This window comes from Pseudoalteromonas sp. 3J6 (assembly GCF_903995135.1).
Taxonomy (GTDB): domain Bacteria; phylum Pseudomonadota; class Gammaproteobacteria; order Enterobacterales; family Alteromonadaceae; genus Pseudoalteromonas.
This window is the reverse complement of sequence record NZ_LR877185.1, coordinates 2,556,583-2,571,394: the sequence shown is the minus strand read 5'-3', so window position 1 is coordinate 2,571,394 and position 14,812 is coordinate 2,556,583. Positions and strand designations below refer to the sequence as shown.

General features: G+C 39.4%; 8 protein-coding genes. 3 read left to right on the top strand and 5 right to left on the bottom strand.

Going from position 1 to position 14,812, the window contains the following annotated elements; all coding sequences use genetic code 11:
* Positions 1–80: 80 nt before the first annotated feature.
* The gene (locus tag P3J6_RS11545) at positions 81–2,876 is read right to left on the bottom strand and encodes a TonB-dependent receptor (protein ID WP_198523078.1); all 2,796 of its coding nucleotides are present in this window, start codon (positions 2,874–2,876) and stop codon (positions 81–83) included.
* Positions 2,877–3,534: 658 nt separating this feature from the next.
* On the opposite strand from P3J6_RS11545, the gene P3J6_RS11540 reads away from it, so the two are divergent.
* Entirely contained in the window at positions 3,535–5,175 is a 1,641-nt protein-coding gene (locus P3J6_RS11540) for an alpha-glucosidase family protein (RefSeq protein WP_198523077.1), read from the top strand.
* A gap of 58 nt (positions 5,176–5,233) precedes the next feature.
* Here P3J6_RS11540 and P3J6_RS11535 read toward each other — a convergent pair whose 3' ends face one another.
* Positions 5,234–5,788, bottom strand: a complete 555-nt coding sequence (locus P3J6_RS11535) for a TIGR00645 family protein (RefSeq protein ID WP_138604863.1) — start codon at positions 5,786–5,788, stop codon at positions 5,234–5,236.
* A gap of 243 nt (positions 5,789–6,031) precedes the next feature.
* Here P3J6_RS11535 and P3J6_RS11530 point away from each other — a divergent pair, with 243 nt between their 5' ends.
* Positions 6,032–6,274: a hypothetical protein gene (locus P3J6_RS11530; RefSeq protein ID WP_138604864.1), complete on the top strand. Its 243-nt coding sequence runs from the start codon at positions 6,032–6,034 to the stop codon at positions 6,272–6,274.
* A gap of 162 nt (positions 6,275–6,436) precedes the next feature.
* Here the strand turns inward: P3J6_RS11530 and topA are convergent, their stop codons facing one another.
* Positions 6,437–9,145 (bottom strand): type I DNA topoisomerase, encoded by a 2,709-nt coding sequence (gene topA / locus P3J6_RS11525; protein WP_138604865.1) that lies wholly within the window; start codon positions 9,143–9,145, stop codon positions 6,437–6,439.
* Positions 9,146–9,398: 253 nt separating this feature from the next.
* Positions 9,399–12,098 (bottom strand): Ig-like domain-containing protein, encoded by a 2,700-nt coding sequence (locus P3J6_RS11520; protein WP_198523076.1) that lies wholly within the window; start codon positions 12,096–12,098, stop codon positions 9,399–9,401.
* Between the two features lie 186 nt (positions 12,099–12,284).
* Between P3J6_RS11520 and P3J6_RS11515 the strand changes: the two genes are divergently transcribed.
* Positions 12,285–13,616 carry a dicarboxylate/amino acid:cation symporter gene (locus P3J6_RS11515; RefSeq protein WP_138604867.1) on the top strand — a complete coding sequence of 444 codons (1,332 nt, stop codon included), beginning with the start codon at positions 12,285–12,287 and terminating at the stop codon, positions 13,614–13,616.
* A gap of 84 nt (positions 13,617–13,700) precedes the next feature.
* Here P3J6_RS11515 and sohB read toward each other — a convergent pair whose 3' ends face one another.
* Positions 13,701–14,717, bottom strand: a complete 1,017-nt coding sequence (sohB, locus tag P3J6_RS11510) for a protease SohB (RefSeq protein ID WP_138604868.1) — start codon at positions 14,715–14,717, stop codon at positions 13,701–13,703.
* Positions 14,718–14,812: the final 95 nt, after the last annotated feature.

Here is a 14,812-nt window from a genome sequence, read left to right as displayed (position 1 = left end):
AGTTTGATAAAACTTAGGTAAAGTAGCTATAAAAAAACCCTTGTAAAACTAATTACAAGGGCTTCTTAATACAAAACTTATTATAGCTTGTAACTTACACCGAGTAAGTAAGTACGGCCATAGTCTTGATAGTCACGCACTTGCAGCGCATTATCGCCTTGCAATGATGTAAACGCTTCTTCGGTAATGTTTTGAATTTGGAACGTCATTGATAAGTTCTCAAAACCAGCAATACCAGAATCAGCAAAGTCATAGCCTACTTGCGCATCCCAAATAGTCTCGCCAAGTATATCAACTTGTTGTGTTGCAAAACCTGAACCGTAGATATCACCTTTAAAGTCACTACGTTTACGCATGCTGGTACGTGCTTGGAAACCATTGCGTTCGAAGTACACAGTTAAGCTATCAATTTTATCTGACAAACCTGGTAGTTCGTAATCGTTTCCGTTTTGATCTTGCAAGTCTTGCTCAACGCTGGTGTGGCTCGCAATTAAACCAAAACCTTCTAATGACTCATGTAATACACTGAAAGGGAATGATAATGAAAGCTCATAGCCCCATAAATTGCCATCGCCACCATTCACTTTACTTGAACGGGTAGCTGTATTTCTATCCGCTGGAGGAACTTCGCCGGTTGCTGGGTCTTCTTTACCTGTTACATCAACATCGTAACGCTCATCAAAAATCCATTGGTCAATGTCTTTATAAAATAACGCTGCTGAAAAGTAACCTTCCGCATCAAAGTAGTTTTCGTATGTTAAATCAAAGCCTGTTGCTTCTTTTGGTTCAAGCTCTGCATTACCACCAGATATAGACCAGTAGTTACCATTTTCGTCAGGCTTTTCGCTGTTATAGCTTGTCTCAATCGATGCATGCATTTCATCAAGGCGAGCACGAGAAATTGTTTTAGCCGCGCCAAAACGAATTGTTTGCTCTTGGTCAATTGCAAAAGATAAGTTTAAGCTTGGTAATACATTTGAATAGTCGTGGCTAATATCAGTAGGTGATGCAACAACTAAACCATTAACATTTGATGCTTCGAAGCCTTGTGATGACTGCTCAGTGCGTACATAACGTATACCTACATTACCTGTTACCGGTATGCCACCAATCTCAGCGTTAATGTCTGCTTGAATAAATGCAGCGGTAACTTCTTCTTGTACCGTCCACGAACGCGTCAAGTGTTTTTGATCCGTTAAGCTTTCTTGTAATAGATCGTAATAACCATCATTTACTAGGCCGTTAGTGTCATAAGCAATCATGTCACCCATGCCAATAAAGTCTAAACTTGCCGAACCTAAACGGTATTGCTCTGGTACTGATACCATGCCTGGATTATCTAAAGAAAAATCTTTTAAAGTCATGAAGTAGCCTTCAGACTGTTTTACTTTCTCACGGTCGCGGTAAGATAAACCAAAGTTAATACGGCTAAAGTATTCGTTTTCAAGTACTTTACTGGCCGCTAACTTAAGCGTTGAAAGCTCATCGCTAATTTCTGGGGCATTAATAAAGCCATCTTGTGCGGTATTTTGATAAGCCGTATCATTTAAGCCGTACTTATTATTAAGCGCAGCACTGCTTCCCCAAGATAAAGGACCGCCTAATTGAATTAAGTCGTAGTCGCTGTAATCAAGCTCATGAGTGAATTGTGCGCCCGTATTTCCACCATCAAATGCATACCCTATGTTATCGGCAACACCATTTGAATCACCACGGCCAGTACCTGAATAACTCTCAATACTCCAAATCGTACGATCTACTTTTGAGCGGCTTGCATCAAACTCAACTGACCAATCATCGTTAATATCGTATTTTGCATTAAAACCAAATTGTGTGAGCTCTGCTTTTCGCTCTTCGTAGTCATTTCGTACAACAACGCGTTGCCCTTCAGTGACTGCACTGGTAATAAAGCCAGACTGTTCATCTACAGTAACACTATTTGGGTCGATGCTACCTTGACCCCAGGCGAAAGGAACTTCAATACCACGTAAGATTTTTTCATCATTAAAATCTACATATAGCGCATCAAACGTCATGTTTAAACGATCATTTGGTGCAGCTTCCACTACTAGCATCGCTGAATCACGTTCAAGTGTTGATGAGCGTACGAAAGGTTTAGCGCCGCCTAAAATTGAATAGTTTTGGCCATCATTCCCTGTAAACTCAGGGTAACCCCAAGAATTCCAGCGTTTTTCTTGGTTTGGAGAACTCATTGTGTTGTAAGCAAATGCTACACCTATAGTGTCATCTGCAAACTGGTCTATGTATGAAACGGTGCCACGAAAGCCTTTGTCATCGCCATCCGGGTTTAGTTTATCAAAGCTAGTTTGCTCATACTGACCATTAAACATGATCACTTGTTCACCTTTACTTAAAGGCTTTACCGTTTGCATGTCGATAACACCAGCAATACCTTCAGCTTCAATGCTAGCACTTGGCGTTTTATAAACAGTAACACCGCTCATTATTTCTGATGGGTAAAGGTCAAACTCAACACCACGGTTGTCACCAATAGATACCTGCTCACGGCCATTAAATGTTGTTGCGCTTTCGTTTTCGCTAAAACCACGAACACTTACACGGCTAGCACGACCATCAAGACGCTGGGCTGTTAAACCTGGTAAACGTGCGATTGACTCTGCAATAGATGAGTCTGGAAGTTTACCAATGTCTTCTGCAGAAATTGACTCAACAACCTGTGTTGAAAAACGCTTAGTATTAATTGATTCAACAACACTACCGCGAAAACCTTTTACTTCGATGATTTCTACATCATCATTTTTTATTGTTTCTTCTTGTGCCGCGGTGGTGGCAAAGCTTGATAGTCCGGCAGCAGTTAATGCTAGCGTTAATATACTTGGTTTGAACATAGCCATAATGTTTTCCCGTTACCCATAATGTGATACCCGCTTACTTGTTTAAGTGATAGTTAAACATGCGAGCTTATTTTGTTGTCAGGATGAATATTAACGCTCGTATTATTTTATTAACAACTTTATGCATACGTATTCAAAATAGCATTACACAGCCAAAGTTAACATTAAATTTACAACCAAACATGTAAGCAACTGTTTTGCAATGGATTATTTTGGTGCAATTATACTTTATGAGCTTGACGTTAACCTGTATTTATTTTTTTATGAAATAAGCCATTCATAAAACGACAATAAAGTGAAACAAAGTGATTTTATTTTTTAATTTATTATTAAACACACTATCTATTCAAATTAAATTGGTAAGACCAATACTAAAAAACACCAACTCAGTGCACACCTTTGTTTTTACGCACCTACATGGCGCAAACAATAAATTAACAACTCAATATTAGAATTGGTAAAGTAAAATAAGAATAATCCACGACCCAAAACGCTTGCCTTAATGATTTGTACATCTTGTTTTAATGCCTTGAAATAGGTGCATACGTATGCAGGATTTTTACAGCATGACAGGCTTCAAGTATGCTTTTTCAAATAAACGAGGATTATTACCTCTAAAAAAGAACAACACAAAGACAGTGTGAAAACGGAGAAAAGCATGGCCCAAAAGCAATGGTATAAAGGTGCGGTTATTTATCAGGTTTATCCGCGTAGCTTTCAAGATAGCAACAACGATGGCATTGGTGATTTAAAAGGAATAATAAATCGTATTGATTACATTAAAAGCTTAGGGGTAGATGCTATTTGGATCTCACCTTTCTTTAAATCGCCTATGAAAGATTTTGGTTATGATATTAGTGACTACCGTGATATTGACCCGCTTTTTGGTAATTTAGCTGATTTTGATGAGTTAATTGCACAAGCACATCAACGCGACATTAAAATTATTATTGACCAAGTGCTAAGCCACACCTCAGATCAACATCAATGGTTTATTGATAGCCGTGAAGACTTATCTAACGATAAAGCCGACTGGTATGTATGGGCCGATGCTAAAGAAGATGGCACAGCACCTAATAATTGGTTGTCTATTTTTGGTGGTGGTGCATGGCAATGGGAGCCGCGTCGTGGACAATACTACTTGCATAACTTTTTTACTGAACAGCCTGATCTTAACTTTCATAACCCCGATGTTCGCCAAGCCGTTCTAGATAATGTTGAATTCTGGCTTAAAAAAGGCGTGGATGGCTTTAGGTTAGACGCAATTAACTTTTGCTACCATGACGCTTTGCTTCGTGATAACCCAGCTAAACCAAAAGAAAAACGTCAAGGCCGTGGATTTAGCGAAGATAATCCGTATGCATTTCAGTACCATTACTACAATAATACCCAGCCTGAAAACATAGAGTTTATGCGTGATATTCGTACTTTACTCAACAAGTACCCTGGTACCGTATCACTGGGTGAAATTTCATCTGAAGATTCATTAGCCACAATGGCAGAATACACCCAAGGCGGCGATAAACTGCATATGGGTTATAGCTTTGAGCTATTAACGGATGATTACTCGAGCGAGTATATAAGAAATACCGTTACTACACTTGAGCAACGCATGACTGAAGGCTGGCCTTGCTGGGCATTTAGTAACCATGACGTAGAACGTGTTGCTAGCCGTTGGAGTGAAACGGGAGAGGTAAACCCAGCGCAATGTAAAATGTTGACCGCCCTACTCGCTTCACTGCGTGGCAGCGTGTGTATGTATCAAGGTGAAGAACTCGGACTCGGTGAAGCCAGCGTTGCTTTTGAAGATTTACAAGACCCATACGGCATAACTTTTTGGCCAAACTTTAAAGGTCGTGATGGATGTCGTACCCCAATGCCTTGGGAAAACCTTGATAACTCACAAAGCAATGCACACAATGCAGGATTTAGTGAGGTAAAACCGTGGTTACCTGTTGATCAACAACACAGGCTACAAGCAGTTGCTGAACAAGAGAATGATGCAAACTCAATATTAAACGCGTACCGTGAATTTATGGCTTGGCGTAAAAACCAGCCGGTACTACTTGAAGGTGATATTGAGTTTATACAAACCGCCGAGCCAATTTTGGCGTTTTACCGCACATTAAACGAAGAAAAGATGTTGTGTGCATTCAATTTAAGCGGTGCAAAAGCAGAGCTTGTTATTGATGTTAGTGTTGAAAAAGAACATAACACGCTTTCTCATCACAATGCACAGCTTAACAATGCAACACTAACTATTGAACCTTTTGGCTGCTACTACGCCCGCTGCAGTTAATTGTTAGCATTTATACGTAAAAAACCCGAGCATTGCTCGGGTTTTTTATAACAAATTTTTAGTGGTTAATTGTTTTACTATTTAAATAATCAGTAAAAGCAAATAGTACACCTGATACCACAAACGTTACGTGGATCAGCACTTTCCAGAGTAGTTCATCATTAGAATGAGACGCAGAACTTATAAAGACCTTTAACAGCTCAACGGCTGAAATGGCCACTATTGCACTGATCAGCTTCATTTTTAAACCAGAAAACCCGACCTTACCCATCCATACTGGGCGGTCTTCATGATTCTCGATATTAAGCTTAGAGACAAAGTTTTCGTAGCCGCTAAAAATAATAATCAACAGCAAACCTGCTAACAAAGCAGTATCAACTAACGTTAATATACCAACCAACAACTCTTGATTACTAGCAGTAAACGTCGCTATCCCCATCAAATATAGCTGTTTAAAAAACTTTATAAGTAATAAAACCACAGCAAATAATAAGCCTACAAAAAATGGAGCGAGTAACCAGCGTCCTTTAAATATAAACGACTCAAGCGCATGCTCTACTTTATGAACAGGATGTATTTTTTTATTTGTATTATTTGTGTGTGGCTCTGACATAAGGGCACCTAAAAATTAAAACGCGACATTAGCTTAAATTAAACGCTAACACAATCACTTAAAATAAAAGATAGGTACACAATATACTTATCCTGACGATAAAAATATTTCGTTTTCCTTTGTGTGAATTGTGATTAAAAATCAGTTTACCAACAGAGATGTTCTGGCTTGGTTACACTTGTTTTATGCAGACATTATTTGAATGCATAATTCGATTGTTACTCCATTTTTAGGAATAAAAAAATGAATAAAGCATTACTCGCGTTAATCGTTGCACCATTTTTCGTTTTATCAGCTGCAAATGCAGTTGCAAGCGATACTACAGACGCTTCAGCCGAAACGATTCAAGAGTTCACAGAAATGTGTATTAGCTGGGCTAAAGAAGACGACGTAAGCGATGAAGCAATTTATAACTATGTTTTAAAGTGTGTGAATGATGAGCTAACATCTGAAGGCTATAACAAAGTCACTGCTGTTAAGATTTAATGAATAATTGAGCGGTTAAACCTAAATTGGTTACATTTTAACTCTGTAAAATAAAAAATCAGGTTAAAAATGCCATTGCGATAGGTTTGATAATGCAAAAAAAACCGGAACTGTCACAGGCTGTGCGTTCCGGTTTTTATTATTCAAGCGATGAATAATTAATTATTCATCGTCTTTTTTTGGTTTGGCTTTAGCTTTACTTTTAGCTGGTGTTTTTTTAGCTGCAGCTTTCTTTTTAGGCGCAGCTTTTTTCTTAGCCTCTTCTACCCATTTACCACCCTCGTAATGAGCCGTCCAACCAGTGGCTTTACCATCAACCTCAGTCATCACATATTGAACTTTGTTTTTACGACTGTAACGCACAACAGCAAGGTTGCCATCAGGATCTTTGGCTGGTGCATCAGCTAGGTAGTAAAACTTAGGCGAAATACGATCTCTAAAGCGTTGTAACTCTTCTACTTTAGGTGCACGTGTTTCTCGTGATTTAGGGAACGTATTTGCTGCTAAGAAAATACCGGCCGCGCCATCACGTAATACAAAATAGGCTTCAGACTTTTCACATTCTAATTCAGGGATATGAACTGGATCTTCTTTTGGTGGCGCAGCTTCGCCATTTTTTAACAACTTGCGTGTGTTTTTACATTCATCGTTGTTACAACCAAAATACTTACCAAATCGACCTGATTTTAATTCCATATCAGCGCCACATTTATCACATTCGATAATAGGGCCGTCGTAGCCTTTAATTTTAAAGGTACCCTCTTCAACAACATGCCCCTGACATGCTGGGTTATTACCACACACATGTAGTTTACGGGTCTCGTCGATAAGGTATGAATCCATCGCTGTTTCACAAATTGGACAGCGCTTCATTTGCATTAATGTTTCTGTTTCAACGTCTTCAACATCAGCTGCAACCGCTTCATCACCCGACACTAAGTTCATAGTGGTAGTACAGCGCTCTTTAGGTGGCAGGTTATAACCTGTACAGCCTAAAAATACGCCCGTTGAAGCAGTACGAATGCCCATTTTTCTGCCACAGGTTGGACAGTCAATATCGGTTTCTACCATTTGATTCAGACGCATCCCGCCTTCATCTGGTTCGCCTTTAGCAATGTTTAACTGGGTTGAGAAATCAGCATAAAACTTATCGAGAACTTGCGTCCAAACACGCTCGCCTTCGGCGATATCATCTAAACGACCTTCCATTTTAGCGGTAAAGTCAAAGTTCATTAAATCTGTAAAGTTTTCAACTAGGCGATCGGTAACAATTTCACCCATTTTTTCAGCGAAAAAGCGACGATTTTCTACTCGAACATAGCCACGATCTTGGATAGTCGAAATAATAGACGCGTAAGTTGAAGGACGACCAATACCACGTTTTTCAAGTTCTTTAACTAAGCTCGCTTCACTAAAACGTGCTGGCGGCTTGGTAAAATGCTGCTTAGGATCAAGCTCAACTAAGGTGAGAACTTCACCTTGCTTAACAGCAGGAAGTGATTGATCTTCTTCGTTCTTTTTACGCACTGCTGGCTGTACTTTTGTCCAACCATCAAAGCGAAGCACACGCCCTTTTGCCTTTAATGTAAAATCGTTGGCTGCAACAGTTAATGTAGTTAAGTCGTATTCAGCAGGCACCATTTGACAAGCCACAAACTGACGCCAGATAAGCTCATAAAGCTTTTTAGCATCGGCATCAACACCTTCAACATGCCCTGAAAGTACCGATACGCTAGAAGGACGAATCGCTTCGTGCGCCTCTTGTGCATTGCCTTTTGAGCTATAGTTGATTGGATCAGCAGGTAAATATTTTGCACCAAACTCATTGGTCACATACTCACGACACATCTCAACCGCATCTTTTGATAGATTAGTTGAATCGGTACGCATATAGGTAATGTAACCACCTTCATATAGGCGCTGCGCAAGCATCATGGTCTTTTTAACGCCATAACCGAGTCGAGTACTGGCGGCTTGTTGCATGGTTGAAGTAATAAATGGCGCACTTGGGCGACTCTTACTTGGTTTTTCTTCAACGCTTACAACTTTGTATTCGGCATTCTCAAGGCTTTTAACTGCTGCTGTAGCTTGTGCTTCATTTACAGGCTTAAATGGCTTGTCTGCTTGTTTAGTGACTTCTAAACGTAAGTCAGACTCGCTATTTTTAACGTCTGCATGAATATCCCAGAACTCTTCAGGAATAAATGCTTTAATTTCACGTTCGCGTTCTACCAATAAACGCACTGCAACAGATTGAACTCGTCCTGCAGACAAACCTCGTGCAACTTTAGCCCACAATAAAGGCGAGACCATAAAACCAACAACGCGGTCTAGGAAACGACGAGTCTGCTGTGCAAAAACCATATCGGTGTTCAATTCACCCGGAGTTTCAAACGCTTGTTGTATTGCATTTTTAGTGATTTCGTTAAACACGACGCGCTTATACTTTTCAGGTTCGCCACCAATGATTTCTTGAAGATGCCAAGCAATTGCTTCCCCTTCTCTATCCAAATCCGTTGCGAGATAGATTTGATCAGCATTTTGGGCAAGTTTTTGTAATTCTTGAACAACCTTTTCTTTACCCGGTAATACTTCGTAATGTGGCTCCCACCCTTTTTCAGGATCAATGCCCATACGCGCGACTAAGTTAGAATAGTCACGTTGCTGTTTATACGCTGCTTTCTCATCAGGTGGCATTTTACGAACCTCAGCAGGTGTCTTGCTTGCTGGTACTTTGTTTTTGCCTGATCCTGATGTAGGTAAATCTCGTACGTGCCCAATACTGGACTTAACGATAAAATCATTACCTAAGTATTTATTAATTGTTTTAGCCTTAGCAGGTGACTCTACAATTACTAGCGATTTGCCCATAGTTGCCTATTTCTAACCTAGTTTTTTAAATGTGTTTAGCCGACTCATGCGGCGCGAATATTTATAGGTATATCTACAAACACTAGTTCTTACAAGCTTTTAATACAAACTTTTCAGTATTTACTGAATAAACAAACAATTTCTGTTGTTAATTTAAACAAACCAGCGTTTTTTGAATAATTGATGTGGAATATATAGAATAGAAGCAAAAATGCCAACCTTATTGGTTGGCATTTTTTATGCTTTACATATTTTAAACCTTAGGTTCGTCTAAAATCGACATCACGGTATATTGTGTTTTCACACCACCAGGCGTTTCAAACTCAATGTATAAAAACCCAGAATCAACATCATTTGGCTCAGCCTCTTTAGTAATATTAACTGAGACAGAGATTGGCGTTTTTTGTGCAGTATTAACCACGGTGTAATCTGTTAACCCTCTTAATACACCATTGTCGGCAGTAACGCTCACTGTAGTACCCGCAGGCAGTGGATTATTATGAATGTCACTGAAGAAAATAGTCACTGAAATCGCGCTGTAAGGTGTTGAATTGCTAATATCAATAAGGTTTATGTCGCACATACCTGCCATATCAGAAGCTTCTAAGCGAATACCATCGCTTAAACTACAGTTATTTAAAGCCGTTACAGCTCTAATGTAAGGTGTACTACCTGACATAACTAACTCTGAACGAGCGCGCACATTAACTGTTTCACGGGTACATGCATTTGCAGCTAGGGCTTCATCACTACATAGTAAGCCATTGTATATACCATCACCACTGTCATACTGGCCATTATCTTGTGCACCTGAGCGTTCCACATACCACTCATCTTCACCACCATTAGAATCCACAGGATTTGTTGGGGCTGGTAAATTCCCATCAAACACCCCATTTTCATTAAAATCTATAAAGGCTTCAGGTAAATCTTGTAAAGTTGAGTCAAACTCGTTTTGATTAAATTCACCGTTGGCAGATACATCATTAAATGACTCTTCACCCACAGAATAAGCAAGTAAGCTAACACGCCCACCAAGTGGATAATCAATTGGCGCGTTATTAGGCGCATCAGTTAGCGCAATTGGATCGCCATTGCTATCTAAATAATTAATTAAGTTACCATTTGCGTCGAGTTGTGATTCTCTGATACCTAAAGTACAAGGTGCAGATTGTCCAAAATAACGGTCGCATTTATCTGCAACAGAATTATTGTAAATGCTGTAATGGTATGGAATTGGGTTTTGACTACGCCACTGCGCTTTACACACACCGTCTATGGTGCGACAAAGTAATAAAGGTGTAAATTGTTCATCATCAATAGTGCCAACTGCACCACCTTCACTGGCAATATAAATTGCCGTGTTATCTGGTACAAAATTATTAAAATGATCGGCTGCAAATACGGTTAAGTCTGTAGTCACCCCAGCTTCGTTTAATGACTCGGTATTAAAGGTTTGCACTGCAAGCGTGAAACTATCCTGATCTGGAACACCAGTCGTAATAGTAATGTCATTAGAGACAATAGAGATCACACTATTTTGTGAGGTATCGCTACTGTCAATCTGATGTGAGGCAATCACAGATAAAATACCAGCAGCTTTTCCTGAGCGAACGTTTACAGTCACTAAACCTTCATTGTTAGTAAATTGAAATGCGCTATCTAATAAAGCACCACCGGGGTTTTGTGAAAGTGCAAAATCAATTTGCTTTTGACCCACTGGATTTCCATTTACATCTAAGAGCTTAAAGGTGAGCTCTGAATTTTCAGTCAAGGTTTGACCGCCCGCTCCTTTAATAGCTAATACTTGATTAGTCACCCCCATAAACGCAATTGAACCTGTTTGAGCCGCAGCTACATTGATGTTTATGGTTTTTGTTGCAACATTACCACCAGTAACTACGGTCGCGGTAATCGTATCTATACCATTACAGCCATCAGCTTTGTATGTTGCACTTGCCGTACCACCGATACTCGTTACCACATTATCGATAGTGGCTCTGGGGGTAGATTCTTCTGCGCAAGCAGAAGTAAATTGCACTTCCAGCGGGGTAGTAAATACATTATTACTACCGTCTACAATCTGAGCCGTAATAATCGTGGTAGAGCCGGCAGATAGTACATCACCGGTAGCAATACCTGCGCTTAGATTTACATTTACTTGAACAGCGTTAATTTCAAATAAAGCACTCGCAACTCCGCCCTGTGCGGTTAATTCAACTTGGCCAACACCTGAGCTACTGCCAGGCAATAAATTCAAAATAGCCACACCAAACGCATCAGTTTTAGCCGTTAAGCTTTCAGGTAATAAAATGCCTAGCGTGGTTGTCGCTTGAACTAACACATTGCTGGCTGGCGTATTACTACCAGGTTTTGTGATTTTTGCATAAACAATCGCTTGCTGGCCCAGTAAATTACTATTTTGCGAACAATCTGATGGATCAAGTTCAAAAGAATCTCTATCTATACTTAACCAACTATCAGGACAGTTTTGTAAGATTTTAATGTCAATATTTGCAGCATCGTCGTTAGATTGCGGCTCGTCACCGGCGGTATAAAAACCGAGCTTGCTTGTTGAGCCTTCGTAGCTTGCAACAATGGTTCCTGCTCCTTCAACACTGCCTGCACTGAGCTCTATAGTTGCAACACCACTTGTATTTGTTAATGCGCTTGCTGTAGCAGGTATGAAAGAACCAAGTGTTGTAGTAAAACTAACTTCTTGACGAACAACGGGTTGTCCATCACTGTCAGTTACAGTCGCAACGACCTCAAGCGAATTGTTAGCGGTAACGATACGATCTTCAAAATTAAGTTCAACTTGGGTATCTAGTACGGCATTGTCGCCTCCAGTATCCCCACCAACGGTTCCTGTCTTCTCAAGTGAGCCACCACCGCCACAAGCGATGAGTAATGAGCTGAGCAATATAATGCTAAGCAAACGGGTTAAAGGCATATGTTTCTCCAATGCGCTATTACTAAGTTAAACTTATTTACTTAATGTTAACCTATAACTTAGTCTAAAATCTCAGTTTTTTACTTCTTTTTGCGATAAAAATTTTTAAAAAAGTTGACGTTTTTTCTGTAAAAAAAATTACATGCTGTTAGTCTATGCCAAATTTATAAAAAATAGATTGGAAATATGTCTAAAATCCGTTCGATGAGTTTAACTACTCGCATCATGATTGGTATGGTTCTTGGTGTTGCAGTAGGCTTTATATTTCAGGCTATATTAGCTGGTGAAGACGATTACCTAATCCCTCTTGGGTTATTCTCTTTGCCAATTAAAGCCTTTTTTGTTGATGGCCTTTTCCATGTAGGTGGACAAATATTTATAGCTAGCTTAAAAATGCTAGTTGTTCCCCTCGTCTTTGTGTCGCTTGTGTGCGGTACTTGTAGTTTAAGCGATCCTAAAAAATTAGGTCGTTTAGGTGGAAAATCGATTGGTCTATATTTGGTTACCACAGCGATCGCAATCACAGTAGCAATTTCACTGGCGTTACTATTTAACCCAGGTGAAGGGATTGGGCTACCTTCGCAAGCAAGCTACGACGCAAAAGAAGCGCCTACTTTAGCTCGCGTTATTATTGATATGTTCCCAACCAATCCATTTGAAGCAATGGCCAAAGGAAATATGCTACAAGTTATTGTGTTTGCTTTATTATTTGGTATTGCAATGGCACTTAGCGGTAAAGCAGGCAAACGTGTAGCAACAGTATTTGAAGACTTGAACACCGTTATCTTAAAACTAGTTACTTTATTAATGAATATTGCTCCTTACGGCGTATTTTTCTTAATGGCTAAGTTATTTACTACCATCGAACTTAACTTAATTGTGAGCTTAGCTAAGTACTTTGGCGTGGTTGTTTTAGCCCTGTTATTACATGCATTCGTAAACTACACTCTTCTGCTAAAAATACTTACAGGCCTAAACCCGCTTACTTTCTTAGCTAAAATGAAACACACCTGTTTATTTGCTTTTAGTACCTCAAGTTCCAGCGCAACTATGCCTATCACCCTTGAGACTGCAACGAAGAAGCTAGGGGCTAATAACTCTGTCGCTTCATTTACTATACCTTTAGGCGCAACCATTAATATGGATGGCACTGCAATTATGCAAGGTGTGGCTACGGTATTTATTGCTCAAGTATTTAGTGTTGATTTAACTATTTCTGATTACTTAATGGTAATACTAACAGCAACGCTTGCCTCGGTTGGCACAGCGGGTGTTCCTGGCGTTGGTTTAATTATGCTGGCCATGGTACTTAACCAAGTAGGCCTACCTGTTGAAGGAATCGCAATTATAATAGGTGTTGATAGACTACTTGATATGACCCGCACCGCAGTAAATGTAACAGGCGACTGTATGGTAACCTGTGTTGTGGCTAAAAGTGAGGGTGAACTAGATGAAAGTATTTTCAACGACCCTAATGCAGCTAAAGATTTAGAAGACTATCACAAATCAATTGATTAACAGCTTCTAGCTTAAGTTATAAAAAAAGCCTTGCTACTTCATTAAGTAACAAGGCTTTTTTATTATGTATAAGCTATAAAATTATTAAGGGTTTAACGCCTTAAATTTTGACATTAAACTCACCCCTGCCTTATTCACACCATGACTGAGCCCTATTGCAAGCTTATCACTTAGCCCTTTTTTAATTTTATATTGCACCTTGTATATTTGATGCTGATGTTGCTGCTCTAGTAAGGCATCATCACTGGTTTTAATGGTATCAACTAAGCCTTTTTCAATCGCTTGGGTTGCAAACCAATGTTCACCCGTTGCCACTAAGTCCATATTCAAACTAGGACGCTGTGTGCTCACAAAGGTTTTAAATAACACATGGGTTTGCTCTATCTCTTCGCGAAATTTTTCACGGGCTTTATCGGTATTTTCACCAAAAAGTGTTAGCGTACGTTTAAATTCGCCCGCCGTAATTTGTTCAAAATCAACATCATTTTTCTTCAAGATTTTATTAAAGTTTGGAATTTGTGCAATCACACCAATAGAGCCAACAATTGCAAACGGCGCGGCAATAATATGATCTGCTACACAGGCCATCATGTAGCCACCACTAGCAGCAACTTTGTCTATTGATACGGTTAACTCAATACCAGCTGACTTAAAACGTTGTAGTTGTGATGCAGCTAACCCGTAGCCATGTACCACGCCACCACCACTTTCAAGACGAACTAGCACTTTATCTTTTTTAGGGTCCGCGATTGAAATAATCGCAGTCACTTCTTCGCGCAAACTTTCTACTTCATGCGCATCCATACTACCATTAAAATCAATAACGTAGAGTCGTGATTTAGGCTCATCTTTTTCAGCTTTTTTTTGCTCTAGTTTTTGTTGCTTTTGATAGGCTTTTAACTCTTTTTTACCTAGCGTATTATTTAAAAAACTTTCTTTTATATTGGTAAGTTGCTCCGATAAATCATCAATTTCAATCTCACCTTTTTTTGCTTTTGGCTTAACAGCCGAGCTTACAATTAAGGTTAAAATGACAGCGATAGCAATAACAAAGGTAATGGTTTTAGCAAAAAACAAACCGTACTCGTATAAAAATTCCAACTGTATTCTCCGTTTATAAATTTCAGTCAATTTAGCATGCTTTAAAGCAAAAAAAAGCCACTTAACAGTGGCTTTTTAGACTTAATTGAGTGGTT

Coding starts and splice junctions, on each gene's coding strand:
- P3J6_RS11535 (WP_138604863.1), bottom strand. CDS start 5,788: ATGTCAGAGCCACACACAAATAATACAAATAAAAAAATACATCCTGTT.
- P3J6_RS11545 (WP_198523078.1), bottom strand. CDS start 2,876: ATGGCTATGTTCAAACCAAGTATATTAACGCTAGCATTAACTGCTGCC.
- P3J6_RS11515 (WP_138604867.1), top strand. CDS start 12,285: ATGTCTAAAATCCGTTCGATGAGTTTAACTACTCGCATCATGATTGGT.
- topA (WP_138604865.1), bottom strand. CDS start 9,145: ATGGGCAAATCGCTAGTAATTGTAGAGTCACCTGCTAAGGCTAAAACA.
- P3J6_RS11540 (WP_198523077.1), top strand. CDS start 3,535: ATGGCCCAAAAGCAATGGTATAAAGGTGCGGTTATTTATCAGGTTTAT.
- P3J6_RS11530 (WP_138604864.1), top strand. CDS start 6,032: ATGAATAAAGCATTACTCGCGTTAATCGTTGCACCATTTTTCGTTTTA.
- P3J6_RS11520 (WP_198523076.1), bottom strand. CDS start 12,098: ATGCCTTTAACCCGTTTGCTTAGCATTATATTGCTCAGCTCATTACTC.